Origin of the sequence: Methanocorpusculum vombati (assembly GCF_026891935.1) — an archaeon.
Classification (GTDB): Archaea; Halobacteriota; Methanomicrobia; order Methanomicrobiales; family Methanocorpusculaceae; genus Methanocorpusculum; species Methanocorpusculum vombati.
Window position 1 is genome coordinate 1 of sequence record NZ_JAPTGC010000014.1, and the last position, 26255, is coordinate 26255.

Annotated in this window: 20 protein-coding genes and 2 tRNA genes; 11 read left to right on the plus strand and 11 right to left on the minus strand. The window is 52.5% G+C overall.

The features are described 5' to 3' along the window. Positions 1 to 56 precede the first annotated feature (56 nt). A complete protein-coding gene (locus O0S09_RS08575) occupies positions 57 to 3020 on the plus strand; it encodes an MEMAR_RS02690 family S-layer glycoprotein (RefSeq protein WP_268923558.1) in 2964 nt (987 codons plus the stop codon). A gap of 254 nt (positions 3021 to 3274) precedes the next feature. On the opposite strand, the gene O0S09_RS08580 is transcribed toward O0S09_RS08575, so the two are convergent. Then, a complete protein-coding gene (locus O0S09_RS08580) occupies positions 3275 to 4234 on the minus strand; it encodes an AEC family transporter (RefSeq protein WP_268923559.1) in 960 nt (319 codons plus the stop codon). Between the two features lie 48 nt (positions 4235 to 4282). On the opposite strand from O0S09_RS08580, the gene O0S09_RS08585 reads away from it, so the two are divergent. Beyond that, a complete protein-coding gene (locus O0S09_RS08585) occupies positions 4283 to 4822 on the plus strand; it encodes a hypothetical protein (RefSeq protein WP_268923560.1) in 540 nt (179 codons plus the stop codon). 34 nt (positions 4823 to 4856) lie between these two features. Here the strand turns inward: O0S09_RS08585 and O0S09_RS08590 are convergent. Continuing rightward, positions 4857 to 4930, minus strand: a tRNA-Ile gene (locus tag O0S09_RS08590). 126 nt (positions 4931 to 5056) lie between these two features. On the opposite strand from O0S09_RS08590, the gene iorA reads away from it, so the two are divergent. The 4 genes from iorA (at position 5057) to O0S09_RS08610 (ending at position 12430) form a co-directional block, all read left to right on the plus strand. Further along, positions 5057 to 6844 (plus strand): indolepyruvate ferredoxin oxidoreductase subunit alpha, encoded by a 1788-nt coding sequence (gene iorA / locus O0S09_RS08595; protein WP_268923561.1) that lies wholly within the window; start codon positions 5057 to 5059, stop codon positions 6842 to 6844. Next, positions 6841 to 7425, plus strand: a complete 585-nt coding sequence (locus tag O0S09_RS08600) for an indolepyruvate oxidoreductase subunit beta (RefSeq protein WP_268923562.1) — start codon at positions 6841 to 6843, stop codon at positions 7423 to 7425. Before iorA ends, O0S09_RS08600 begins: the two co-directional genes overlap by 4 nt. A gap of 328 nt (positions 7426 to 7753) precedes the next feature. Next, a complete protein-coding gene (locus tag O0S09_RS08605; protein WP_268923563.1) occupies positions 7754 to 10633 on the plus strand; it encodes an MEMAR_RS02690 family S-layer glycoprotein in 2880 nt (959 codons plus the stop codon). A 270-nt stretch (positions 10634 to 10903) separates the two neighbouring features. After that, positions 10904 to 12430: an AMP phosphorylase gene (locus tag O0S09_RS08610; RefSeq protein WP_268923564.1), complete on the plus strand. Its 1527-nt coding sequence runs from the start codon at positions 10904 to 10906 to the stop codon at positions 12428 to 12430. Between the two features lie 144 nt (positions 12431 to 12574). On the opposite strand, the gene O0S09_RS08615 is transcribed toward O0S09_RS08610, so the two are convergent. The 4 genes from O0S09_RS08615 to O0S09_RS08630 all read right to left on the minus strand — a co-directional run bounded on the left by O0S09_RS08615 (position 12575) and on the right by O0S09_RS08630 (position 14601). Next, complete coding sequence (locus O0S09_RS08615; protein WP_268923565.1) at positions 12575 to 12727, minus strand: PGF-CTERM sorting domain-containing protein; 153 nt, start codon at positions 12725 to 12727, stop codon at positions 12575 to 12577. 201 nt (positions 12728 to 12928) lie between these two features. Beyond that, a tRNA-Ser gene (locus tag O0S09_RS08620) sits at positions 12929 to 13012 on the minus strand. A gap of 39 nt (positions 13013 to 13051) precedes the next feature. Continuing rightward, positions 13052 to 13903 (minus strand): RNA-guided pseudouridylation complex pseudouridine synthase subunit Cbf5, encoded by an 852-nt coding sequence (locus O0S09_RS08625; RefSeq protein ID WP_268923566.1) that lies wholly within the window; start codon positions 13901 to 13903, stop codon positions 13052 to 13054. Further along, a complete protein-coding gene (locus O0S09_RS08630; RefSeq protein ID WP_268923567.1) occupies positions 13900 to 14601 on the minus strand; it encodes a uroporphyrinogen-III synthase in 702 nt (233 codons plus the stop codon). Before O0S09_RS08630 ends, O0S09_RS08625 begins: the two co-directional genes overlap by 4 nt. Between O0S09_RS08630 and O0S09_RS08635 the strand changes: the two genes are divergently transcribed. Next, on the plus strand, positions 14600 to 15880 hold the full coding sequence (locus O0S09_RS08635) for a tripartite tricarboxylate transporter permease (protein WP_268923568.1): 1281 nt from the start codon (positions 14600 to 14602) through the stop codon (positions 15878 to 15880). The genes O0S09_RS08630 and O0S09_RS08635 overlap by 2 nt on opposite strands. Positions 15881 to 15882: 2 nt before the next feature. Here O0S09_RS08635 and O0S09_RS08640 read toward each other — a convergent pair whose 3' ends face one another. The 3 genes from O0S09_RS08640 to hmgA form a co-directional block, all read right to left on the minus strand. Beyond that, the gene (locus O0S09_RS08640) at positions 15883 to 16875 is read right to left on the minus strand and encodes a tyrosine-type recombinase/integrase (RefSeq protein ID WP_268923569.1); all 993 of its coding nucleotides are present in this window, start codon (positions 16873 to 16875) and stop codon (positions 15883 to 15885) included. 225 nt (positions 16876 to 17100) lie between these two features. Further along, positions 17101 to 19965, minus strand: a complete 2865-nt coding sequence (locus O0S09_RS08645; RefSeq protein ID WP_268923570.1) for an MEMAR_RS02690 family S-layer glycoprotein — start codon at positions 19963 to 19965, stop codon at positions 17101 to 17103. 348 nt (positions 19966 to 20313) lie between these two features. Beyond that, positions 20314 to 21549: a hydroxymethylglutaryl-CoA reductase (NADPH) gene (hmgA, locus tag O0S09_RS08650; RefSeq protein WP_268923571.1), complete on the minus strand. Its 1236-nt coding sequence runs from the start codon at positions 21547 to 21549 to the stop codon at positions 20314 to 20316. Positions 21550 to 21622: 73 nt separating this feature from the next. On the opposite strand from hmgA, the gene thiM reads away from it, so the two are divergent. The 4 genes from thiM to O0S09_RS08670 are packed head-to-tail and all read left to right on the plus strand — an operon-like array spanning position 21623 to position 24627. Continuing rightward, positions 21623 to 22417 carry a hydroxyethylthiazole kinase gene (gene thiM, locus O0S09_RS08655; RefSeq protein ID WP_268923572.1) on the plus strand — a complete coding sequence of 265 codons (795 nt, stop codon included), beginning with the start codon at positions 21623 to 21625 and terminating at the stop codon, positions 22415 to 22417. Continuing rightward, the gene (gene thiE, locus O0S09_RS08660; protein ID WP_268923573.1) at positions 22395 to 23051 is read left to right on the plus strand and encodes a thiamine phosphate synthase; all 657 of its coding nucleotides are present in this window, start codon (positions 22395 to 22397) and stop codon (positions 23049 to 23051) included. The genes thiM and thiE overlap by 23 nt, the downstream gene beginning before the upstream one ends. Further along, positions 23048 to 23971, plus strand: a complete 924-nt coding sequence (locus O0S09_RS08665) for a class I SAM-dependent methyltransferase (RefSeq protein ID WP_268923574.1) — start codon at positions 23048 to 23050, stop codon at positions 23969 to 23971. The genes thiE and O0S09_RS08665 overlap by 4 nt, the downstream gene beginning before the upstream one ends. Continuing rightward, on the plus strand, positions 23962 to 24627 hold the full coding sequence (locus tag O0S09_RS08670; RefSeq protein WP_268923575.1) for a phosphoribosylanthranilate isomerase: 666 nt from the start codon (positions 23962 to 23964) through the stop codon (positions 24625 to 24627). Before O0S09_RS08665 ends, O0S09_RS08670 begins: the two co-directional genes overlap by 10 nt. On the opposite strand, the gene O0S09_RS08675 is transcribed toward O0S09_RS08670, so the two are convergent. Together O0S09_RS08675 and O0S09_RS10055 are read right to left on the minus strand one after the other, a co-directional pair. Next, positions 24606 to 25931: a TrpB-like pyridoxal phosphate-dependent enzyme gene (locus O0S09_RS08675; RefSeq protein WP_268923576.1), complete on the minus strand. Its 1326-nt coding sequence runs from the start codon at positions 25929 to 25931 to the stop codon at positions 24606 to 24608. The two genes, O0S09_RS08670 and O0S09_RS08675, sit on opposite strands and share 22 nt — an antisense overlap. A 232-nt stretch (positions 25932 to 26163) precedes the next feature. Further along, a partial coding sequence (locus O0S09_RS10055; RefSeq protein ID WP_425438243.1) for a PGF-CTERM sorting domain-containing protein occupies positions 26164 to 26255 on the minus strand: 92 nt, incomplete at its 5' end.

Sequence of the window (26255 nt, forward strand, 5' to 3'; positions counted from 1 at the left end):
GATTTTCTGGAAATTTTCGTGAGGGTGATTGAATCCTCATTTAGGAGGAATTACACTTGAAAAACACGAAGATTATGGCCGCTCTGGCGATTTTCCTGACCGCAGTGCTCTTTATTGGAGCAGCATCTGCTGCAACGGATTTAACTGTCTCCAATGACCCATTGAATCCTACGGAAATCACCTCTGCGGGCAACTATACCTTAGCATATGATAATGCCACCGTCCCGGGTCATTATCTGCCAGCAGGTACAACGAATTTCACTGCCTTTGGCAGTCTTAGTCCTGTAGCTGGTAACTTTACTCTTGCAGCAGCAGACAATGGCGAATACACGAAGACTGAACCATTCGTTGAGGTCATATACCGGCTGAACTATACCAGCAATGCTTCTGCAGTAACGGAAAATTTCAACCGGGTTGAATCAACAAATGTGTATGAGAGATACATCAGTGCAAACACTCCGGCAAACTTACGTTTCCCTGACAATACGTTTATCCCAGCAGGAACACAATTTACCGATGGTAACATTACCGCATCTGTAGATGGTGCCTCAGGTACTATTGTCGGTCAGGCATCTGGTGTTGTCTTAGACTATACTATTCCAGCAAGCACGGTTACCTACTACCTCAACGTCAACATTGGTTCAGGACCAACTCCCGGACCCTATGACAGAGATGTTGCAGCAGGGACCGATGCCTTTGTTTACGAGCACATCATTGTGAACGGAACTCAGACTGCAGGTAAACTGACAAAGTTCACCGACGGACAAACTCCTGCAGTTGTCAACCAGATCTCCTCTGATGCAACCGGTGTTTTCTACCTGACTGAGGAAGTCGTCGGAAACAACTATGGTACCTACTATCTTTCTGCAGCATGGAATGAAGATGCACCGTACATCAACATCTGGTATCCGGAGCTCTCCCTTCAGGCAGAATTGACAACGAACCAGGAAACCGGTGCAACTGCTGGTGACTCCATTGACGGCAAAAACGTCAACAAAGATACAGTTGTCACATTCCTGATCAACGCACCGAAAGTCGGTCCGGCATACTACAATGCAACTGCAGGTACCGGTGCAACCGCAAAGATTGTGTTCACCACCCCTGTTTCCGGTAAGACTACTCAGTTCGGTACCGTAGACTACAACAACAAACTCCTGACAGCATCCCAGACCAACGCTGGTTGGACCGCAGCAGGTGATGATGCAACCGCAGGTACCTACACCGCACAGGCTGAATATGTCAGCCCAAGTTACTTCTCTGACTATGCAAAGAAATCCAACACGCTTTCCTTCACGCTTCAGAGCAGCACCCTGACCATCACGGCAGCAAAGGACTCTGTAGTCCGCAGTAACCCGTTCACGGTCACCATCAGCGGAAAAGCACAGGTTGTCTATGCAGTCTACCTTGAGAATGCAATCAACACCGATGTCAACCCGACTCTCCAGACAGGACAGACCGGTTTCCAAGGATACTTCCTGACCGACAACACGAACAATGTTAACACCGCAGTAATTGGTGGAGGATTCTTCAAGACAGATGCAAGTGGTAAGCGTACCATCCAGTACAACACCGCAGCAGACACCGAAGACAAGACCTATACCATCAAAGTTAATGGTATCGTAAGTATGGATGGCACCTCCGCAGTCCTTGATACCTCTGACTACGACAAAGTCAAAGTCAAAGTTGAGAAGGGAGCAGTAACCATCTCCGCATCCGGTGACGGTTCCTACTACATCGGTGACGAGATTAAACTCACCGGTACCAACACCGACAGTACCAATGTCTTCCTGTTCCTCACCGGACAAAACCTCCTTGAAAATGGTATCGTCCTGAAGGATCTGCCGACCAAGACTGCCGCATACAAAGCATCTAATCCAGTCGCTGTCAAGACTGACAACACCTGGGAGTACAAGTGGGATACCTCACAGATTGCACTTGACACTGGCGCATACACTATCTATGCAACCAGCAGACTCACCAACGGAAAGGCCTCTGACAAGATCCTGACCACCTCCAGATATGGTGATGAAGAAGGTTATGCAGTCAAACTTTCCGACTCCGAGTATGCAACTGTTTCCGTGAATCTGAAGCAGCCGTTCCTGTCCGCAGTTCCGTCCGGAACCGTCATTGCACAGGGCGACAAACTCTATGTCCGCGGAACCGCAGAAGGCAAACCAAACAACCTGATGCTCTACATCTTCGGTCCGAACTTCTTTGAGGACTACTCCATCACCGTTGAAGATGATGGAACCTACGAGAAGAAGATCGATATCAGCAGCTCAATGTCCTCCAACCAGTACTTTGTCGTCGTTCAGCACCCGATGTACAATGGTGTCTTCGATGCCCAGCTGGTGAAAGAGCAGAATGGTGACTATCAGTACTTCAAGATCGTGAACACCACCACCGGCGGTTCCCAGCAGGGTTCCTTCGTTGTGTGGGGACCAAACAAACTCCAGGGCTCCCAGGCAGCAGATGCTCTGACCAAGATGATTGATGATGCAAACATCGATGATATCTACACGAAGCTCACGTTCACCGTAGCAGCACCGTGGATCAGAATCACCAGCCCGGGAGACAAGGCAGTTGGATCCAAGTTCACCATCTCTGGTACCACCAACCTTGCAGTTGACGACCAGATCCTTGTTGAAGTAATGTCCTCGTCTTTCACCGCTGTTGACAAGACCTCCACCTCCACCACCTCCGGTGTCTCTCAGACCACCAAGGTTGTGAAAGGAGATACTGACAACACCTGGTCCGTCGATGTCGACACCACCAACTGGAAGCTTGACGAGTACACGATCAAAGTGAACGGTATCGAAGTCGATGTAACCACCACGACCAACTTCAACCTCGTTGAGAAGCTTCCGGACACCCCAACTCCGACTGCGACCGGAACCACTGCTCCGACCACTACTGCAACCGCAACTACAACCGCAACCCCCCAGACTCCGGGATTCGGCGCATTCATTGCACTCGCAGGACTTGGTGCAGTAGCACTTCTCGTACTCCGCAGAAACTAACTGCGTGAAACAAAAAGAGATGAGATAGAATGCTCAGGAAAAATCCTGAGACATAACAACTCTCTCTTTTCAAAAAAAATCCCAGGCTCTTTTCCAACCACACCCTCACGTAACCCAACGAACACGTGAACGTCCGCAACAAAAAACGATCTGATCAACCAACCGCATGCATGCTGGTAACCTGCTTCCCATCTCACACCATAGATCACCAAGTATTATTTGTATAGTTTACCATCTCTGACGGCAGCACCCCCTCACGACAAAAACATCGCAAGAAACGGCAGCGTAACCACACTCATCAGCGTCGTAATAAACACACCCTGCGCCGCAATATCCGGATGCACCCGATGCTCTGACGCAAGCATCACTGTATTCGTCGCCGCCGGCATACCAGCCGTCACCACCACCACCCCAAGAATCAGCGGATCTGCAATGAACGGCGAAAAGATCACATACACCAGAGCCGGCAGAACCAGCAACCGGATACCCGCAACAAAATACTGCCGCACATTCCCAAAAATCCTCGACATATCCAGCTGCGCAAGGAACCCTCCCGTCACCACCAACGACAACGGCGTCGTCACACTAGCCAGCAGCTCCAAAGACCCGTTAATCGGATCCGGAATCGTCGTTGACGTCAGAAACAGCGCAAGACCAACAAACGTCAAAAAAAACGCCGCATTCACCAACAACTTCGGCTGAAAAACCGGGCGCCCCTCCCCGCCCCCATGAACCGTCAACAACCAGATACCCAGCGAATACGCCAGAATCGTAAACGGAATATTAAAAATCGCCGCATAAAAAATCGCCTCCGGCCCGAAAATCATCGACAACACCGGGAATCCCATAAACATCGAATTCGAAAACACCAGCATAAACCGGAACACCCCGTACTCCTCATGCCTCGCACGCAAAAGAATCGGCGCAAACCACGCAACAACCAGCGAAACCGCATAATACCCAAACGCCGCCACAATCAGCAGCTCACTATTCTGCAACAACTCCGACGTAACCGGAATCTGCATCGAATAAATGATCATTGCCGGAATACAGATATGCAGCAAAAACTTCGAAAGCGACGTAACCGACGTCTCATGCAAAATCCCCACACGCCTACAGAAAAATCCCACCCCGATAAGAAGAAACAGAATTAAAATCTGGTTTAAGGCAATAAAATAATCCACAACCCACGGCCCCCGTACTATCCAGTACATATAATACCGAACCGATAGTTAAACTATCGGACCCGACCATATTATGATATGGACGAAATCGTCGAACAGGGATTTAACCGCCTCCAGACACTCATCAGCGAAACCAAACAAAAACAGGATAACGCATCACGCGAACTCTGCAACCGGAACACCGCACTACTCTCGCGGATGATTGATGCCGTCGCCCCAATCGCACAAGAGATCGGATCAGCATTCCTCCTCAAAGCAAAACAGGACACCAAAGGCGAACTCTACGACCAGAAATACTACGACGAAAAAATGATCATCCTCGGAAAAACCGACTCCCCCATAGAGTACCGGCCCGACGACCCCAAGAAAAAAGTCACCCAGCAGTTTTGTGTCCTCTCCGAAAAAGGTGCATTATACGAACTCATGTTCTCCAACGACGGATTCGTCGTCGACACCTACGCATCCCCGCTTACCCCGGAAGACGCTCTCGAATTCTACGGCTATGACATCATCTACATGCTCTACTCCGCAATGCGGGACTATTACCTTGCAGAAGAAGAAGTACTCGCAGCCCTCGATCTCGCGCTCGGATACATCCAGAAAAAGACCAATACCTAACTTTTTCTAATCTCAAAAAATCAAAGAAAAACAGTGGGCCCGATGAGATTCGAACTCATGACCTCCCGGTTATCAGCCGGGCGCACCACCTAGCTATGCTACGGGCCCCGTTTGGGTGTTACCCTAATACATATGCTCTGTCCATATAAATAAATTGTGAATTGCCTGGGGGAACAGGCTTAACTCTTTATCCTGCCTAACGTTATGGAAGAACACATTGTGGCTGGATACAGAATGGCAGAAGAGAGAAAAAAACAATATCTCCTGGGAAATGATGCAATCGCTCACGGCTGTCTGGAAGCCGGAATAGACTTTGTATCCGGATACCCGGGAACCCCGTCATCCGAAGTTGTTGACACACTTCGCCGCGTCAAAGACCCCTGGTACTATCTTGAATGGTCTGTCAACGAAAAAGTTGCATTTGAAAATGCGATCGGCGCATGCTGGTGCGGACTGCGCGCAATCGTAACAATGAAACATGTCGGCCTCAACGTCGCCGCAGACCCGCTGATGACCTCCTCCTATACCGGAGTGAAAGGCGGATTTGTCATTCTTTCCGCAGACGATCCCTTTGCCCACAGCTCCCAGAACGAACAGGACTCGCGGATGTATGCAAAGTTTGCCCAGATTCCCTGTCTTGACCCAAAAGATGTCCAGCAGGCCCATGATATGATAACTGCCGCCTGGGATCTATCAGAGAAGTTTTCCCTTCCGGTACTCTTCCGGCCGACAACCCGCATTTGTCACTCGAAGAGTGATGTGGCACTCGGCGAGGAGTCACCCTCGCCGAGGAAAGGCGAGTTTGTCCGCGACCCGAAACAGTATGTGGTCATCCCTGCCCACACCCGCCCGCTTCATGCAATCCTGACAAAGAAGCAGCCGGAGGTTGCGAAGTATCTGGTTGAGGCAGGATACAACTCCGCAGAGATCCGGGGAACGCGGGCGGTGATCGCCGGAGGAATTTCCGTTTCCTATGTGGAAGAGATTCTGCCGGAGGACATCTCCCTGATCCGAATCGGTGCGTATCCGATCGATCAGAACTGGCTTGCGGATGTCGTGGCAAAACACACGGAAGTCCTGATCGTTGAGGAACTTATGCCGGTGATCGAGGAAGCGGCTCGTCAGACCGCAACCACGACCACAGTTCACGGAAAACTCGACGGATACCTGCCGCACGAAGGTGAGTTCTCCTCGGCTCTTGTTGCAAAGGCCCTGATGAAGGCAGGATTCCTTACAGAGAATCCCTTCCCTACCGAACCGGCGCAGGAAGTCGTTGCAGTGAGACCGCCGATCCTCTGTCCGGGATGTCTGCACCGGTCGGTGTTTTATGCGATGAAGAAGGTGTTCCGCGACGGTGTGTTCCCGAGTGATATCGGCTGTTACACGCTTGGACTGCAGATGGGCGCGGTTGACACGACCATCTGTATGGGGGCGTCGATCACGGTCGGGTCGGGTATTTCCCATGCCTGTCCGGAGACGCCAGTGGTCTCGACAATCGGTGACTCAACGTTCCTGCATACCGGAGTGAACGGTCTGATCAATGCGGTGTACAATAATGCGAACCAGACGATTATCATTCTGGACAACCGCATTACGGCGATGACGGGACACCAGCCGAACCCGAACACGGGTGTGACGGCAACCGGTGTTCCTTCTCCGAAGATTTCTCTGGAGGAGCTTGCACGTGCCTGCGGTGTTTCGTTTGTGGAATCGGTGGATCCGTATGATTTAACGGATCTTCTGGAGACACTGAAGGCGGCAAAGGAGAAACCGGGCGTGAAGGTTATCATTGCGAAGCAGCCGTGCGTGATTATGAACAAACGGAACGGCGTGAAGCGAAGCCGATATGTGGTGGATGCGGATCGTTGTGTGAAGTGCGGGGCGTGTATCCGGTACGGTTGTCCGGCTCTGGAGATCTGTGAGGATGGTACGTCGGTGACTACTGCACTCTGTACGGGATGCGGCGTGTGTGCGGATATCTGTCCTGCGGGTGCGATTCACCGCGGAGGTGCGAAGCAATGAAGAAGAGTTATGATGTGCTGATTGTGGGTATCGGTGGTCAGGGCACGATTCTTGCTTCGAATGTTTTGGGTGATGCCTGTGTGATTGAGGGGCGGCATGTCCGCGGTGCGGAAACGCACGGGATGTCACAGCGCGGCGGGTCGGTGGAGACACACATCCGTATTGATGGGAAGTTTGGTTCGCTGATTGCTCCGGGTTCTGCGGATCTTCTGATTGCGTTTGATGTGCTTGAAGCTCTTCGGTACCGGCATTTCCTGAAGGAGGATGGGGTGATGGTGGTGAACCGTGAGATGGTTGTGCCGACGTCGGTGTTTTCGGCGAAGCTTCCGGTGCCGCAGATGGATGATGTTGTATCCGAGCTGAGGTCCGGTAAGGCAACGGTGATTTTGGTGGATGCAACGGAGATTGCGGCAAAGGCAGGCAGTCCTCTTGCGGCAAATATTGTGCTGCTTGGTGTTGCGTCGCATCAGCTTCCGTTGTCGGTTTCGTCTCTTGCAGAGGCAGTGCGGCGGAATGTTCCGCAGAAGACGGTTGCGCTGAATGAGCAGGCGTTTGCAATGGGCCGTGAGGTCCGTTCCTGATCTTTTTTTTGCAGTTTTTTGTTTGGTAGGATTCAATGTTTTTGTAGGCAGTAGGATTCAATTTGCTGGGTTGTTGTTTGTGGTACTTTATTTGTTGTTTTTGTTTTGTTTGTATGGGTTTACATCTGTGGTTTCGTTGATCGGTGAAGTGTTTCTGGTGTGAAATTCGCGAGGATTCAGCGTATTTTTGGATCGGGTCTGGTAGGAAGTTTAATGGGGATTTTTTGAAGTGCTGTTTTCAGGAGATTTTTCTCTAAAATTTTTGCGTGGGCGATTTTTCTGAAATTTTTGCGTGGGCGATTGAATCCTCATTTAGGAGGAATTACACTTGAAAAACACGAAGATTATGGCCGTATTCGTCCTTTTCCTCGCAGCAGCGCTCTTTATTGGATCCGTATCCGCAGTAGCACCTGAAGCAGGAGATTCGAATTCGACCTTAACATTTAATCAAACCACCGGATTTGTAGGAGTACCCGTAGAGGTCAACCTTACATTAACTGGAAATGCAGGTGCAGCAGATGAGTATGCACTGAATTATACTACCGATGGTGGCGCAACTATAACTCCAGCAGGTAAGTTCACACTTGTTTCTGGAAAGAACTACGCAGCAGCAAATATCACTGTTCCACTCCCGGTAGCAGGTACGTACACGTTCTATGTTAGCAACATGACTGCACCAAACCTTGGTGTAAAATACAATGGAACTGCGACATTTACCGTCGTTGATCAGTCGTCCGCAGATAGAACTGTTCAGGCGAAGGCAGACGCATTCGTTTATGAGCACATCGCTATTGACGGAGCCCCAACGGCAAACAAACTGACCAAGTACTCCGAGGGTAGCAATCCGACCGCAGTAAACCAGATCTCTGGTAGCAATGGTGTCTTCTACCTTACTGAAGCAGCAGTAAACAACCAGTATGGTGCATATTATTATGCAGGTCAGCCTGGTGGTAGCACCGCAGTAGATACATTCATCTACATCTGGTACCCGGAAATCAGTCTGCAAGCAGAACTGACAACCAACACCGCAACCGGTGCAACCTCTGGTGACTCCATTGATGGCAAAACCATCAACAAGAACACTCAGGTCTCCTTCCTGATCAACTCACCGAAAGTCGCACCTGCAATGTCTGCATCTGCAAAGATCGTCTTCACCACCCCAGCTGGCGGTAAGACCACCACCTTCGGAAGCAATACTGCAAACACTCTTGCAAACATCCCGCTTGATGGTACTCAGACCATCAAAGGCGGTATGACCATTGGTGACGCCGCAGAAGCCGGGACCTGGACTGCACAAGCAGAATACCTGACCGCTCCGTTCAACGACTACGCAAAGAAATCCAACACGGTATCTTTCACCGTCCAGAGCACAACTCTGACGCTGACCGCCGCAAAGGATTCTGTTGTCCGCAGCAACCCGTTCACCGTAACGATTCAGGGCGACAGTCAGATGATGTACTTCGTCTACCTTGACGGTGCATCCGCATCCGACGTTAACCCGACGCTCCAGCCCGGACAGTCCGGAATGAAGCTGAACTACAGTGGCACCAACTCCAACGAAGTTATTCCGGCAGCCGCTACCAACAAATCAGTGAACCCGCTTGTTGATAATTCCAAAACAAACCTCCAAAAAACATGGGGTTACTTCGAGACTGATGCATCTGGAAAACGTACTGTCCAGTACAACACTGCAGACAATACCGAAGACAAGACCTACACCGTCAAAGTCTATGCGGTTGGTGAGAAGTACTCTGATATGGCACCTGTTCCAGGACAGAAATATGTAGAGCTTAACTCCGGTGCTGACTACGACAGTGTCAAAGTCAAAGTCGAGAAAGGATCAGTAACCATTGCCGCATCCGGCGACGGTTCCTACTACATCGGTGATGAGATTAAACTCACCGGAACCAACACCGACAGTGACCTTGTTTATCTGTTCATCACCGGTTCCAACCTCAAAGAGAACGGTATCGTCCTGAAAGACCTTCCGACTCAGAATGATGCATACACCGCATCCAACCCCATCTCTGTCAAGACCGACGATACGTGGGAATACAAGTGGGATACTTCCAAGATTGCACTTGATACCGGTGCTTACACAGTGTATGCAACCAGCGTTCTGACCAATGGAAAATCCTCCTACCCGGTTGGAACAACCAATGCAAGAGGTACAGTTAACGATGGCTCCTACGGTGTCGACTCAAGTTACAACTATGTCGCAGTGAAACTCTCCGACTCCGAGTATGCAACCGTCTCCGTCAACCTCAAGCAGCCATTCCTGTCCGCAATTCCGTCAGGAACTGTTGTTGCAAAAGGCGACAAGATTTATCTCCGCGGAACTGCAGAGGGCGACCCGAACTCACTGATGCTCTACATCTTTGGTCCGAACAAGTTCGTCTCTGAAACGATTACCGTTGAAGATGACGGTTCGTATGAAAAGAAACTCGATATCGGATCCGACTGGTCCTCCAATCAGTACTTCGTCGTCGTTCAGCACCCGATGTACAACGGTGTCTTCGATGCAAAACTGAACACCGCGGATGCGAATAACCAGTTCTTCTACATCGATGCAACCAACTCTACCGGAGGGATTCAGGGAGCACAGTCCTCCTTCTATGTGACCGGTAACAACAAGCTTCAGGGTTCTAACGCTGCAGATGCACTCACCAAGATGATCGATTCATCCAACATTGATGATATCTACACCAAGCTGACGTTCACTGTGGCAGAGCCTATGATCAGAGTCAACAACCCAGGAGATCAGGCAGCTGGATCTTCCTTTACCATCTCCGGTACAACCAACCTTGCAGTTGATGACCAGATCCTTGTTGAAGTAATGTCCTCATCCTTCACGGCAACTGACAAGACCTCTACTGATGTAACTTCCGGTGTCTCTCAGACCACGAAGGTTGTTGCAGGCGAAGGAACCGACAACACTTGGTCCGTCACCGTTGACACAACCAACTGGAAGCTTGACGAGTACACCATCAAGGCAGCAGGTATCGAAGTTGATGTAACCACCACGACCAACTTTAACCTCGTTGAGAAAGTCGTGACCCCGACTCCGACCGCAACTGCAACCGGAGCAACTCCGACCACCACCACTGCACCCGCAACGACTACTCCGACCCAGACTCCGGGATTCGGCGCATTCATTGCACTCGCAGGACTTGGTGCAGTAGCACTCCTCGTACTCCGCAGAAACTAACTGCGTGAAACAAAAAGAGTGAGATGTACATCATCTCAGGAAAAATCCTGAGACAAACAACTCTCTCTTTTCAGAAAAAAAATCCCAGGCTCTTTTCCAAAGCCAATCCTGAGGGAGTGGCATATCAACACAATTGTACAAACCCGTACAGACGTATCTCCTCGTCCTGCTTTTTCCTGCAATGTTTCACCGCTGCGCGGTGAAACACCGCAGGAAAAAGCAGGACGAGGAGCAAACCCTTATCACATTCCCCTGCCTAAATGACATCTAATGATACTCAGCAGCTCCCTCATTGACATTGCCACCGTACTCGTCCTGCTCCACGCAGACGACGCCCGGCAGATTGGGGTCCGGGAAGGAGACCGGGTCACCATATTTAATACCCCCAAAGGAACATCGGTCCGTGCCCCCGTCGTAATAACCGAGACCCTGATCTCCCCGGGACACGTAACCATCAGCTCCGGCGTCAACAAACGTCTTCAGATCATGGATGGCGACCATGTAGAAATTCGCGCATCATCCCGCCCCGCATCCATCGAATTCATCCGCAAAAAAATGGACGGCGGCCGGTTAACCCGTGAAGAAACCGCCCAGATCGTGGAAGACATGACCAAAGAAGTCCTCTCTCCCTCCGAGATCACCGCCTACATCACCGCAGCCTACATCAACGGCCTTGACATGGATGAAGTAGAATCCCTCACCCGCGAAATGGTAGCATCCGGTGACCGGCTGACCTTCAACACCCGGCCGATTGTAGATAAACACTCCATCGGCGGAGTGCCGGGAAACAAAATTACTCTCCTCGTCGTACCGGTCATCGCAGCATCCGGTCTTCTCATCCCGAAAACCAGCTCCCGTGCCATTACCGGTGCAGGCGGAACCGCCGATCTGATGGAAGCACTTGCCCCTGTCACATTCACAGTACAGGAAATTCAGCAGATGACCCTGAAAGCCGGCGGCGTAATCGTCTGGGGAGGAGCGACCAACATCGCCCCCGCCGATGACATGATCATCACGTATGAATACCCGCTGAAGATCGATGCACGCGGCCAGATGCTTGCAAGTATCATGGCAAAAAAGATGGCGGTGGGATCTGACACCTGTGTCATTGACATTCCGGTTGGTCCCGGAACAAAGATTCCGGATGAAGCGGAGGGAAGAGTACTTGCGGGAGAACTGATCGAACTCGGCCGGAGGCTTGGCATTCGTGTTGAGTGTGCGATCACCTATGGCGGTGCACCGGTCGGCAGAAATATCGGGGTGAATCTAGAGGTTGCAGAAGCCCTCAGAATCCTTGAAGGCGATGCGGGTCCCAACTCCCTGATGCAGAAGAGTGTGGCACTTGCCGGGATGGCGCTGGAGATGACTGGCAAAACGGCATACGGATTCGGGGCAGAGGCTGCAATGGATTTGATCCGAAACGGAAAAGCACTGGCAAAAATGAAAGATATTATTGAGGTGCAGGGAGGTGATCCGAAGATCACGTCTGCGGATCTTGCATTCGGATCCAATGTGTTTGATGTGCCTGCTCCCAATGACGGGTATGTTGTTTCGGTGAAGAACCGGGATCTGATCAATATCGCCCGGACGGCGGGATCCCCGGCGGATCATGGTGCCGGTCTGCACCTGCATAAGAAACCGGGAGAGGCAGTAAAGAAAGGTGAGCCGATTCTGACGATCTATGCGGAGCGCGGATGGAGGCTGCAGCGTGCGATTGAGGAGGCGCGGGTGAGTATGCCTGTTGTGGTGGAAGGGATGCTGCTGGATCGCGTGCCGCCGGTCCGGCGTGTTGCATAATTTTTTGTGGGATTTTACCTCACGATTCTTTTTTTGGATTTTTTTTTGAAAAGAGCCGGGACATTTTTTTTGGAAAAGAGAGTTGTTTGTCCCAGAATTTCTCCAGAGATGATTTACACCTCATCTCTTTTTGTTTTCACGCAGTTAGTTTCTGCGGAGTACGGGGAGTGCTACTGCGCCAAGTCCTGCGTGTGCAATGAATGCGCCGAATCCCGGAGTCTGAATCGGGGGAGTCGTTGCAGGTACAACAGGTGGTGGTTGGAGCAGTGATTTGCCGCTGATGGTGACTGTGAACATGTCGCTGCGGACTAAACATCCTACCAAGTCCCTGAAAAATACCCAAAAATCACCCGAATTTGGATCCCCAAACATTTCAGCGATCAACGAACTCGCATCCCTCAAATAGCAAAATCAAAACAAACAAGCGACGAAAATACTACAAATGCATCAAATCAAAATTGAATCCTACCAAAACCACGAACACACACAAAACAAAAACGCTGAGGGGGAGATTTGAACTCCCGAGAGACTTTCGCCTCACGGGCTTTCCAGGCCCGCGCCCTACCGCTAGACTACCTCAGCAAACTAGCATACTACGTGAGTTCTCTGCCTTTATTAATATTACTTGTTTGCATCGGAAGGAGAAACAAAAACCCGGGTGGATCTTGCCACAAAACCGGGCTCTCCGCAGACAAACTTTGCCGAGTCACGCAGCGCCTCCCCAAGCGCGATGAGTATTCCCTCTTCACTAACGACCGCAACACTCTGTCCCCGCACAAACGGATCACAGCGCAGAACACCAACACCAGCAAGGATTGCACCATGGGAAACCGCGTCCGCCGCTCCGGGCCGCACCACAATCTTCGGAATATCCATGATTGCCTCCTCGGGAGGGAGCAGCATCGATTGGATCGCATCCCTGTCTCCCCGTTCAACTGCATCACGGATCTCGTGCAGCGTGTGCGTATCCTCCACCGAAAACCCGCCGGAACGGGTACGCCGCAGTTCAATCATCTGTGAACCGCAGCCGAGAACCCGGCCGATATGCACGCACAGCGATCGGATATACGTCCCCGCTTCGCAACGGACACGGATCAGAACCAGCCGATCCTGCATATCCAGAAGTTCAATCCGGTGAATTACCCGGATGCGCAGCGCCCGCTTCACCGCCGAACGGCGGGGCGGGCGCTGATAAACCCGGCCGGTGAACTGCTTCACCGCTTCTTCAACCTGTTCGCGGGGAACATCCGCATGGAGACGGAGACACGCGACATACTCCTTCTCGTGCAGGAGGAGAAGCGGTGCGAGACGTACCGCTTTACCGAGCATGACCACCAGTACCCCAGAAACCATCGGGTCGAGGGTTCCCGAGTGGCCCACACTGCTTTTCAGCATCTCACCAACCCAGGCGGCAACCTGGTGACTGCTCGGGCCTCGGGGCTTGTCCACCAGCAGGACACCTGTGTAACTCATTCGGTACTCCGCAGGTAGGCGTTCAATGCTTTGAGTGTTCCTTCCAGTGATCCGTCGCCGATGACTTTTGGTTCAAGACCGCCGGCACGCATTGCGTCTGCAGTGACCTCGCCAATGGCCATAGGGAGAAGGGATCCGGTGTCGAGTGAGGGAAGAAGCGCCATTTTGTAGGAGTTGGCGCTGGTGAAGAGGATTGCATCAACATCGTCAAGGTTCAGCGGTTCGCTGGTTGGTTCGAGACCATAGCACCGGTACTCAAATGCCATACCGCCTGCATCTTCGATTGCGTTAATAAGATCCGGATTCGGGACGTCAGCACGCGGAATGCCGATGCGTTTTCCTTCGATCCAGTCGCCGAGGTACGGGACGAAGTCCCGTGAGTAAAAGGTAGGGAGTGTTTCTGCGGCGATACCTGCCTGATGCAGTACTTTTGCGGTCTGCGGGCCGATAGCGATCACCCGCGTGGTTTTGGTGAGGTGAGGAGGGAGGAGCGGAGCAATTTTTTGTGCGGGAAGGGCGCTGGTGAAAAATATTGCATCGAATTCGTGATCTGCTGCGGCGAGGACAAATGTCTGAATGGTACTGCTGCGGATTTCGGCACGGAGGGGGGAGACGACACGGCATTCGTGTCCGTATTGTTTGCAGAGAGCCGCGTCTGCCGTACCTTTTTCGGCGAGACGGGTGATCGCAAGTAACATGAATGAGTATTGGACGGCCAGAGTTAATATTCTGTCCCGTCGATATTGTGGTATGCTTGGTGCGGTTGCGGGGTGTGTTGTCGGGGTTGTTCTCGGAACGATTTCAGGACTGGTTCCGGGGGTGCATTCCAATACGGTTGCAGGGTTTTTAGCGGGGTGTTCCGGGCCGCTGCTGTTGTTGTTCGGGCCGGAGGGTCTTGTTGCGGCGATTGTTGCGACGATGGTTACGCATACGTTTCTTGATGCGGTTCCGTCGACGTTTCTGGGGGTGCCGGATCCGGATACGGTTCTGTCGGTGCTTCCTGCTCACCGGTTGTGTCTTGCAGGTCACGGGGAGGAGGCAGTCCGGATGTCGGCTCTGGGGAGTGTTGCGGGGTTTGTGTTGTGTCTTCCGTTGTTTGTGGTGTTTATGCTGGTTCTTCCGCCGATGCAGGGGTATATTGATTGGGGTATCGGGCTGGTGATTTTGGTTGCGGCAGGTCTTTTGGTGGTGTTTTCACGGTCGCCCGGATGGGCGCTTGCGGTGTTTGGGGTGTCGGGTGTTCTGGGTGTGTTTTCGTTGGGGTATGGATATTTTTCGTTCGGGATGTTCGGGACCGGGGAGGTGCTGCTGCCGTTGCTGACGGGGTTATTCGGGGTGCCGGTTTTGTTGTTGTCGATGCAGTCGTCTGCGGAGTTTCCTCCGCAGCGGTTTTCTGGGCTGCTGATTGGCAGTCGTGAGATGGTTTGGAGCGGGGTGCGGGGTGCTGTTGCAGGGGCGATTGTGGGATGGCTGCCGGGATTTTCGAGTGGAACGGCGAATGCGCTGCTTGCGATCCGGCGGGACGGAGATTTTGAGAAGACGGATGCACGCGGGTATCTGGTTGCGACGAGTGCGGCGAACACGGCGAATGCGGTTCTGGGGATTGCGGCGCTGTATGCGGTGGGGAGGATGCGGAGCGGTGCGATGGTTGCTTTGGGGTCGCTGGAGCTGCCGCCGTTGTCTTTTGTGGTGTTGGTTGCGGCTGCTGCTGCGCTGTGCGGGTATGGTCTGACAATTGCTGCGTCACGGTCTGTGCCGGTTTTGATGCGGGTGAATCAGCGGGTGCTTGCGAGGGTGGTGCTTGTGTTTCTGATTGCGGTGTCGTTTGTATTCTGCGGGCCGTTTGGTCTGTTGATTCTTGTAACCGCTACGCTGGTGGGGATGGTTCCCGGTCTGCTGGGTGTGCCCCGGATTTTTTGTATGGGGGCGATTATGGTGCCGGTGATGTTGTTTACGCTGGATGTGATCCGGTTTTGAGGTTATCGGAGGATGCTGATTTCATGTTCGGCTTTTTTGAATTGTTTGAGGATCTGTTTTTTGGTGTAGCGCTGGTAGGATGCGGAGAGGTATCCTTCGTGACCGGCGAGGAGTTCGGCGATGTCTTTGTTTGCGGCAAGGCTGAATCGTGAGATGAACCATTTGCGGGTCATGTGCCAGTGAAGCTGGCGGGTGTTGGTCGCGGGGTCGGGGTTTCCGTAGCCGAGGAAGTCGGCGGTTTTGCGGAAGTGATACTGGGCGGTGAGGGCTGAGAAGGGGAAGACCCGCGGGTCGTTGTCTTTGCGGACGGCGAAGTAGTCGCGGAGTGCTTCGGATGCTTCCTGTGTGAGGTAGGTGACGCGTGCTGTTTTTGTTTTGGTGATTTCGGCACGGATGTTTACGGCGGTGCGGGACTGACTGTCGTCGAGGTCGGTTTTGAGAAGTTTGGTGGCTTCGCCGAGCCGCATGCCGGATCCTACCATGGTGAGGAGGAGTGCGCCGATGTGTTCGGGCATTTCGAGGTACATTTCCTGAAAGACTCTGCGTTTGAGTTCTATTTCTTGGGTGGAGGCCCGCGCGGGCGGGAGGTTGATGAAGATTCGTGAGCGTTCCCGTCTGCTGAGGGAGAATCCGTTGTCTTCAAGCCAGACGCAGGTTGCTTTGAGGTAGAGGTTTGCGGTCATGGGAGCGTAGTTTTTGGAGAAGGTGTTTCCTGCGATTCTGAGGTCCCGGTGATAGTTTCTGCCTTCTGCGAGTTCTTTGAGGTAGGTGACTGCATGCGGGTCAATTTCGTGCGGGCGTTTGAAGGTGCCTGCGTAGAGACATCTGAGATAGGCTCCGATTGCAAGCCGGTAGTTTTCCCGGGTTTTTTTGTTGTCGTAGAGCTGCAGGAAGTCACTGATGGGGGTTGTTGATCCGATGATGCGGATCGGGGTTTTTGTTTCGAGGTCGGTTCCTGTTTTAACTTCTCTAATGTTGTTTGTGGCTGGTGTCATTGTTGTTTTCACCCATTTCCGAAATCACCATTTGTTGTACTTGGGTTTAGTTGTTGGTTGAGGTGGGTGGTGTTTCGGGAATTTTCTGCTTGTTCTGACATGAGGTTCCGGTTTTGTGCCGGAGACCTGTGTTGTAATGAATTCTGCTGGGATAAAAGCAAGAATGATAAAAATGTAGGTTTGTTTACCGTTTCCGGGTTACAAATCGTGTGGTGTTTCACGCAGTTAGTTTCTGCGGAGTACGAGGAGTGCGACTGCGCCAAGTCCTGCAAGTGCAATGAATGCGCCGAATCCCGGAGTCTTCGGGGTCTCGGTCGGCTTTGCAGTGGTTGCAGTCGGGGTTGTACCGGTCGGCTCAGCGGTGGTCGGAGTCGTGGTCACGACTTTCTCAACGATGTTGAAGTTGGTCGTGGTGGTTACATCGACTTCGATACCGTTCACTTTGATAGTGTACTCGTCAAGCTTCCAGTTGGTCGTGTCGACTTCAACAGACCAGGCGTTGTCAGCTCCCTCGCCTGCAACAACCTTCGTTGCCTGTGAGACACCGGAGGTGGTGGAGGTGGAGGTCTTCTCAACTGCGGAGAAGGATGAGGACATCACTTCAACGAGAACCTGATCGTCAACTGCAAGGTTGGTGGTACCGGAGATTGTGAACTTGGATCCAAGTGCCTTGTCTCCCGGGTTGGTGATCTTAATCCACGGCTCAGCGACGGTAAAGGTCAGCTTCGTGTAGATATCATCAATATTGGCAGAGTCAATCATCTTGGTGAGTGCATCTGCTGCCTGAGATCCTTGGAGTTTGTTTGCACTGCCCCAAACAATGAAGGACTGTGCATCTCCACCTGTGGTGGTGCTAACTGTCTTGAATGCCCACTGATAGTTGTCATTCGGCCAGTTGATACCATTCTGAACGACACCGGCATTGTCAACTGCTACAAGTTTTGCATCGAAGACATCGTTGTACATCGGGTGCTGAACGACGACGAAGTACTGGTTCGAGGACATGGTGGACGGAATCTCGATCTTCTTCTCATAAGATCCATCGTCTTCCACACTTACACTGTAAGGCTCGAAGAAGTTCGGGCCGAAGATGAAGATGTTGAGTGCACTCGGGTTTCCTTCTGCGGTTCCACGGATGTAGATCTTGTCGCCTTTGGCAACAATGGTTCCGGACGGGACTGCGGAAAGGAACGGCTGTTTCAGGTTAACGGAAACAGTTGCATACTCGGAGTCGGAGAGTTTAACTGCATAGTATCCGGATGTTCCGCCAACGGTCATCAAGGTACCATAGGCAGGTCCAGCGGAACCGCTAATGAGTGCAGGTTCAGATGATTTGCCGTTAGTGAGTCTGCTGGTTGCATAGATAGTGTATGCACCAGTGTCAAGTGCGATCTTGGAGGTGTCCCACTTGTACTCCCAGGTGTTGTCAGTCTTCACTGCAACCGGCTGACCGTTCTCTTTTGCGGCAACTTTGTCCGGAAGTGCTTTTACCAGAATACCGTTTTCGGCAAGGTTCTGTCCGGTGATGAACAGGAACACGTCAGTGCTGTCGGTGTTGGTACCAGTGAGTTTAATTTCGTCACCGATGTAGTAGGAACCGTCACCGGATGCGGCAATGGTTACTGCTCCCTTCTCGACTTTGACTTTGACTTTGTCGTAATTGCTGGCATCGAAGATCATATCACCAGATGTATCCTGAATCAGATCAGATACCTTTACGGTGTAGGTCTTGTCTTCGGTGGTCTTGTCGGTGTTGAACTGAATCGTTCTCTTACCGGATGCATCAGTCTTGAAGACTCCTCCGATTGCCGGGTAATAACCATCGTAGAAGATTTCACCAGGTGCAGAGACCTGAACTCCGGCTACATTATAGTATCCGAGTGTGTATCCTGCTGCAGGAACAGATTGTTCAGGATAAGTGCTCTGGAATCCAACCTGTCCTCCCTGAAGTGTCGGGTTGACCTCATTGTTTGACGGAGTTTCCAGATAGACTGCATACTGGTGCAGGCTTTCACCACTGATAGTGACCGTGAACGGGTTGCTGCGGACAACAGAGTCCTTTGCTGCCGTGATGGTCAGGGTGCTGCTCTGGAGGGTGAAGGAAATCGTGTTGGATTTCTTTGCGTAATCGGAGAATGCATCTGGGGAGGTGTATTCTGCCTGAGCAGTCCAAGTTCCTGCGGTTGCGTCATTGCCTGCCATAACCGGGTTTGGATTTGCAGTGGTCTGAGCACTGGTAAGTGGTACCGGGTTAAAGCTTGTCTGAGGAACTGCACCAGATGCATAACCGAAGTCAGTGGTCTTACCATTTGCCGGGGTTGTGAAGACAATCTTTGCAGTTGCTGTCGGGGTAAGTGTGGCGAATGCCGGACCGACTTTCGGTGCGTTGATCAGGAAGTTAACATAGGTGTCCTTGTTGATGGTCTTGCCGTCAATGGAATCACCTTTGCTTGCGGCAAGTTCTGCCTCAATGGAGATTTCCGGATACCAGATGTTGACAATTGTTCCTGCACCATATGCACCTGAATAATAGGTTCCATACTGACCGTTAACAACAGCTTCTGTAAGGTAGAACACACCGTTATCTCCAGAGATCTGGTTGACAACACTCGGGCTAGTTCCGTCAGAGTATTTTGTTAACTTAGTCGCACCTGCCACATAGATGTGCTCAAAAACAAAGGCATCATTTCCACTGGTAACAGCCCTGGAATTTCCAGGAGTTGTAACCTCAATCTCGACAGGCACTGTCAGATTGAGAGCAGACCCAGTCGGCGTCGTCGTGTTGATGTTGAACTTAAATGTTCCGAGGGTGGCTGGAGTCCACTCCAGGTAGGCTACATTGGCACCTCCTCCTCCAAGAACAATAGTCATTGGAGTAGTCGTCTCCACTGCAGGAGTAGTACCAGTGACGTTAATCAGCTGGAAGGTAGTAGATGCAGTGAGAGAAGCATTTGTCACTGTAAAGTTAACAGTTCCTCCAATCTCAACGCTAGTTACATTTGGTGTAACCGTCACGTTGTCTGCTGCAGACACAGCGCCCATAAACAGCGCTGAAATGAGCAATACGGCGAGAACTGCCATTATTTTCATGTTTTTCAAATGTAATTCCTCCTAAATGAGGATTCAATCATGAAAAATAATTATACGAGAAAATCTCGAAAAACTGCAAAAGCACTATCCAAAAATTCCAAAAAATGCAACTCCAAAAAATCCCCATTAAACATCCTACCAAATTCGATCCAAAAATACGCCGAATCCTCGCGAATTTTACACCAAACACACTTCACTGATCAACGAAGACCACCCAACAGGATAACAAAAACACCCAAAAACACGCAGATAAAGTACAACAAATCAAACCATATGAAATTGAATCCTTCCCCACAAACAAACCTTGAATCCTACCAAACAAAAACACCCCAAAAAAGAGAAGAAAAATTACAGCCCCGAACCTGAACCCGCCGCCCCGCCGCGTCCCAGTTCCTGATGGGCCTTCGCAAGATGCTGCGCACCAAGTGCGCCCAGAAGTGACAACTCCCCCGCCAGAACCGCAGTTGCCATAATCTCCGCAAATGCCTTTGCATGATCTCCCGGATTCTCTCCGCCGCCCGCAACACCAAGCATTGACAAACATGCATGCTGCGTCGCAATACCCGTCCCGCCGCCGACCGTACCCACCTGAAGCGACGGCAGAGACACCGACACATACACACCGCCGGGGACCGCATCCACCGTCGTAATCGCATTGCTCCCCTCCACAACATGGGCCGGATCCTGACCGCAGGCCAAAAACATCGCCGCAATCACATTCGCCGCATGCGCATTAAACCCAAGTGACACCGCACGTGCCGAGCCCACCAGATTCTTCCGCGTATTCACCTCTACAAGCGTCCGTGCATCAGTCTTAAACTGTGACGCAACCAACTCATCCGACAAAAACACACCCGCAACAACCGACTTCCCCCGTCCCTCAATCACATTAATCGCCGACGGCTTCTTATCGCAGCACATATTTCCGGACGTTGACACCATCCGTGCCCCCGTCTCCGCCTCGATCAGCTTTGCCGCAGCCTCAGACGCAATCGTCGCCATATTCATTCCCATCGCATCCTTCGTATCAAACTCAAACCGCACAAACACATTCGTTCCCACCACATACGTCGTGAGACCAATCAGTTCCCCGTGACGCGTCGTCTCCTCAGCCGCAACCTTCAGCAGCAGCAGATTATCCTCAGCCCAGCGGGCGACCTCTGTTGCATGCGCAACAGAGGTCGCCGCAAACACCGGAGCCCGCGTCATCCCGTCACGGAGAATCCGCACCTCCGCACCCCCTGCCTTCCGGATAGCACCGCAGCCCCGGTTAATCGACGCAATAAGCGCCCCCTCCGTTGTTGCCAGCGGAAGCCAGAACGAACCTTTCGCATACTCGCCGTTTACGATGACGGGGCCTGCAACACCCACCGGAATCTGCACGCAGCCGATCATATTCTCAATATTTCGGGTAACCACGCGATCGATCGGAATCGTATAGGCACCTACCGCCGCAAGATCGGAGGAAGTCTCCTCCTCGATATAGTTCCGGCGCAAAGCCACCGCATCATCTGCGGGCATCAGCTTTTCCAGAGCGTACAGTTTCAGATCGCCTGAACGGATTTTTGCAAGCTGCTCATCCATAGTATATACCATTCAGCACGCACACTAAAACATTTTTCTGACCGCAGACCTAATAATACCAAAAAGGTGTTCCATGCAGAAATACGCAAAAATTCTTGAATCCGTCAGAACGGCATCGCCGCTCATCCACCAGATCACGAATTACGTCACCGTCAATGACTGTGCCAACATCACACTCTGTATCGGGGCATCCCCAGTCATGTCACACGCTCCCGAAGATGTCATCGATATGACGAAGATCGCAAGCGCCCTCGTGCTCAACATCGGTACCCTTGACTCCAAACAGATCGAGGGAATGCTCGTTGCGGGCAGCGTTGCTGCTGACCGGAACATTCCGATCATCCTTGACCCCGTAGGGGCAGGCGCTACCCCGTACCGGACAAAGACCGCACAGCAGCTGATCGAAGAACTCCCGATCACTGTCATCAAAGGAAACGCCGGAGAGATCGGAACGCTGGCAGGAACCACCGCGACCGTCCGCGGGGTTGACTCCGGCGGGGTTGCGGGCGATCGAAAAACGATTGTCCGGGATCTCGCAGCCAGGCTTGGATGTGTTGTCATCATGAGCGGGGAAGAGGATCTGATCAGCAACGGGTCCCGTGTTGCAGGTGTTCGCAACGGTGTTCCCTTAATGGGCCGACTATCCGGTACCGGTTGCATGGCATCCGCGGTTACCGGAGCGTTCGCCGCGGTTGCCCCGGATACGATGGACGGCTGTATTGCCGCCATGGTCTCGCTCGGCATCGCCGGTGAAGCGGCGGCAAAGGTCGCCGCAGGCCCCGGTTCGTTCAAACCGGCATTTCTGGATGCAGTTGCTGCACTCACACCCGAACAGGTTGCCGGTCATGCCAAAGTTACCGAGTATTAAACCGATGTACGATCTCTACGTAGTTACCGACGAAAAATTATCCCGCGGTCTCACCCATGCAGAGATTGCCCGCCGTGCTGTTGCGGGCGGAGCGAATGTGATTCAGCTGCGGGATAAAGACAAATCCTCGCGGGAACTGTATGCGATCGCCTGCGAGATACGGGAGATCTGCCGGGACCGTGCACGTTTCTTTGTCAATGACCGTCTCGACATTGCCCTTGCCGCAGGAGCGGACGGGGTGCATCTTGGTCAGGATGATCTGCCAATTGAAGCTGCCCGCAGACTTGCACCGCAGGACTTTCTCATCGGTATTTCCGTAGGAAATGCCGATGAGGCCGTGGCTGCGGAGTCCGCAGGTGCAGATTACGTCGCCGTGAGTCCGGTGTTTTCAACCCCGTCGAAAACAGACGCGGGGGCAGGGCATGGGGTTGCGGCAATCAGAGAGATTCGTGCCGCGGTCACGTGCCCGGTAATCGGTATTGGCGGCATTAATGCAGACAATGCCGCAGAACTGATCGATGCAGGCCTCGATGGTGTTGCGGTCATCTCCGCGGTGGTCAGTGCCCCGGATGTGACTGCGGCGGCACAGAATCTTTCTGCGATTGTGCAGGATGCAAAGGGGCGGCGTGCATGAAAGAGCAGTGGTGTCTCCGCGTGCCGGTACAGGAGGGCGAGGTGGCACGACGGTGTGCAATTGCGGAAAATATTCTTGACCGGACACTGCGTCCCCGTGCGGAGAATGGATTTCTTCTGATACCGGTTCTCTCCCCCCATGATGGTGATGAACGTGCGGAGTTTGCGGAGAATCATGTGATTGAAGAACTCCCGCGTCACGAACAGATCGGCGGTATCGTCGTCCTGCAGGATGACGATTGTGCAGGAGCGGAAAAAATTCTTGCCGCCCGTCCTTCGGCACACACGGCCCTTTTCGCGACATCGCCGGTGGAAGGAGAGTTCCGCACAAAAACGTTCAAGGTTCTTGCGGGCAGACCGACAACCGAGACGATCTATCATGAGTATGGACGCCGCATGAAAATTGATCTGACCGCCGCATATTTTTCCGCACGGCTTGCGAATGAACGGCAGAGAATTTTGTCACAGATGCAGCCCGGCGAAAAAATTCTTGACATGTTTGCAGGTGTCGGTCCGTTTCCGGTGATGCTCGGCAGCGCCGCCGAACTGGTGATCGCAAACGATCTCAATCCCGGTGCGGTGCTGTTGATGCAGGAAAATATCCGGCTGAATCATCTGACGAATGTTATTCCGATGCTCGGCAATGCCCGCAATCTTGCCGAGATCGTATCGCCGATGAAGTTTGATCGCATTATTATGAATCTCCCGATGGATGCGGCAGAGTTTCTGCCGGCGGCAGCGCCTCTGGCAAAGTCGGGGACGATTGTGCATCTGTATTCGCTGGTTGAGAGGGAAGGCGAGCACAACGCGGATATTCTCCGCGTGTTTCCGGGTGCGAAGATTACTGAGCGGGTGCTTCGTTCGTACTCGCCGACGAGCTGGCATGCGGTGTACGATATTGAGGTTGCGGCATGCGGGTGAAGATCTGCGGCACGGCGACGTTTGCGGATCTTGCCTGTGCTGTTACGGCGGGTGCTGATGCGGTAGGGTTTCTGATGGGGATTACGCATGTGACGCAGGATGCGGTGACGCCGGAAGCAGCGGCGGCGATGGCTGCGGCCCTGCCGCCGTTTGTCGAGCCGGTTGCGGTGACGCATCTGACGAAACCGACTGATCTTATCCGAATTGTGGATGCGTCACACTGCACGACGCTGCAGATTCAGGATATGGTGACGCCGGAGGATATTGCAGAGGTTCGTGAGGCGCTGCCGTATCTCCGAATCGTAAAGGCGGTGCATGTGATGGATGCATCCGCGGTTGCGACGGCGAAGGACTTCGCCGGCGCGGCGGATGCAATTCTTTTGGATACGCGGACGGTTGATCGGATTGGCGGTACGGGCATTCCGCATGACTGGAACATCAGTGCAAAGATTGTGGAGGAGTGTTTGGTGCCGGTAATTCTTGCCGGTGGGCTGACTCCGGAGAATGTGACGGAAGCTATCCGCCGTGTCAGGCCGTATGCGGTGGATGTGCATACGGGGGTAAAAAAGAACGGGGTTCGGGATGCGGAACGAACACGGGCGTTTGTGGTAAACGCCCGGTCTGCTCCTGTTCCTCACACTTCGATCATGGGATGATTACAGGTTTTGAGGAAATTGGCATAGCCGACCATGTCGAGAAGTCCGTGACCGGAGAGGTTGAAGACGATTGTTTTCTCTTCGTTCATTTTCTTTGCGTCCAGTGCCAGTTCAATTGCCCCGCGGATTGCGTGGGATGATTCGGGCGCCGGGATGATGCCTTCGGTTCTGGCGAAGGTAACGGCTGCCTGGAAGATCTGAGTTTCGTTGTAGGATACGGCGTTGATGGTTTTGTTGTGGTAGAGTTCGGAGACGAGGGGGTTCATGCCATGGTAGCGGAGTCCGCCTGCGTGGACGGCGTTCGGGGTGAAGTCATGACCGAGCGTGTACATTTTGAACATGGGGGTGATGCAGCCGGAGTCGCCGAAGTCGTAGCGGTACTCTCCTTTGGTGAGCGAGGGGACTTCGGTCGGTTCGACGGCGAGGAAGCTGGTATCCACTTTTCCTCTGAGTTTCCTTTCGATCATGGGGAAGGCGAATCCTGCGAAGTTGCTGCCGCCGCCGATGCAGCCGACCATGTGGTCCGGGATGATGTCGAGTTCGTCCATCTGGGCGATGAGTTCCTGGCCGATAACGGTCTGGTGCATGCAGACATGGTTTGCGACGCTGCCGAGGCTGTACTTGGTTTTGCCGGTCGGGTCTTTGACGGCCATTTCTACTGCTTCGGTGATGGCGGTTCCGAGGGTTCCTCCGTAGGCGGGGTCTTTGGCGAGAACGGATTTTCCGTATTCGGTGACGGGACTCGGCGAGGGATACACGGTGCCTCCGTAGGTTTCCATGATGGATCTGCGGAAGGGTTTCTGTTCGAAGCTGACTTTGACCATGAAGATGATTACGTCGAGGTCGAAGTAGTTGCAGGAGAGGGAAAGTGCTGATCCCCACTGGCCGGCACCGGTTTCGGTGGTGAGGTGTTCGGTTCCGTCTCTTTTGTTGTAGTAGGCCTGAGCGATGGCGCTGTTGAGTTTGTGGCTGCCGGTTGGACTTACGTCTTCGCGTTTGAAGTAAATCTTCGCGGGTGTTTTGAGGTACTGTTCGAGATGGTATGCCCGCTGGAGCGGGGTGACTCTGCCGAACTGTGCGTAGGCTTCCCGGACCGGGTCAGGGATGTCGATGAACCGGTGGGTTGTGTCGAGTTCCTGATCTACGGAGGTTTTGCAGAATACGGGTGCAAGGTCAGCGGCAGTCACGGGCTTCATGGTTGCGGGGTTGAGTATCTCCGGTGACCCGATGTCTGCTGCGATGTTATACCATTTTTTGGGGATGTCATCCACGGTAAGGGTCGTACGACCGTCTTTAGGGAACATAGATCAAGGTGTGGTTTTCGTGTATTTAAATTATGTGCATTTTATTTCATTAATGTTCACTAATGTATGAAAATGAACATTTTGGATGCAGGCCAGAGGGGAAGACGCGCAGGGTATGATGTTTTGTACGGACTGGTAAAAGAGCCTGGGATTTTTTTCTTGGGAAAAGAGAGAGTTGTTGTGTCTCAGGATCTCTCCTGAGAATTATATCTCCACTCTTTTTGTTTCACGCTTAATCGCGGCGGAGTACGAGGAGTGCTACTGCACCAAGTCCTGCGAGTGCAATGAATGCGCCGAATCCCGGAGTCTGGGGGGTTGCGGTTG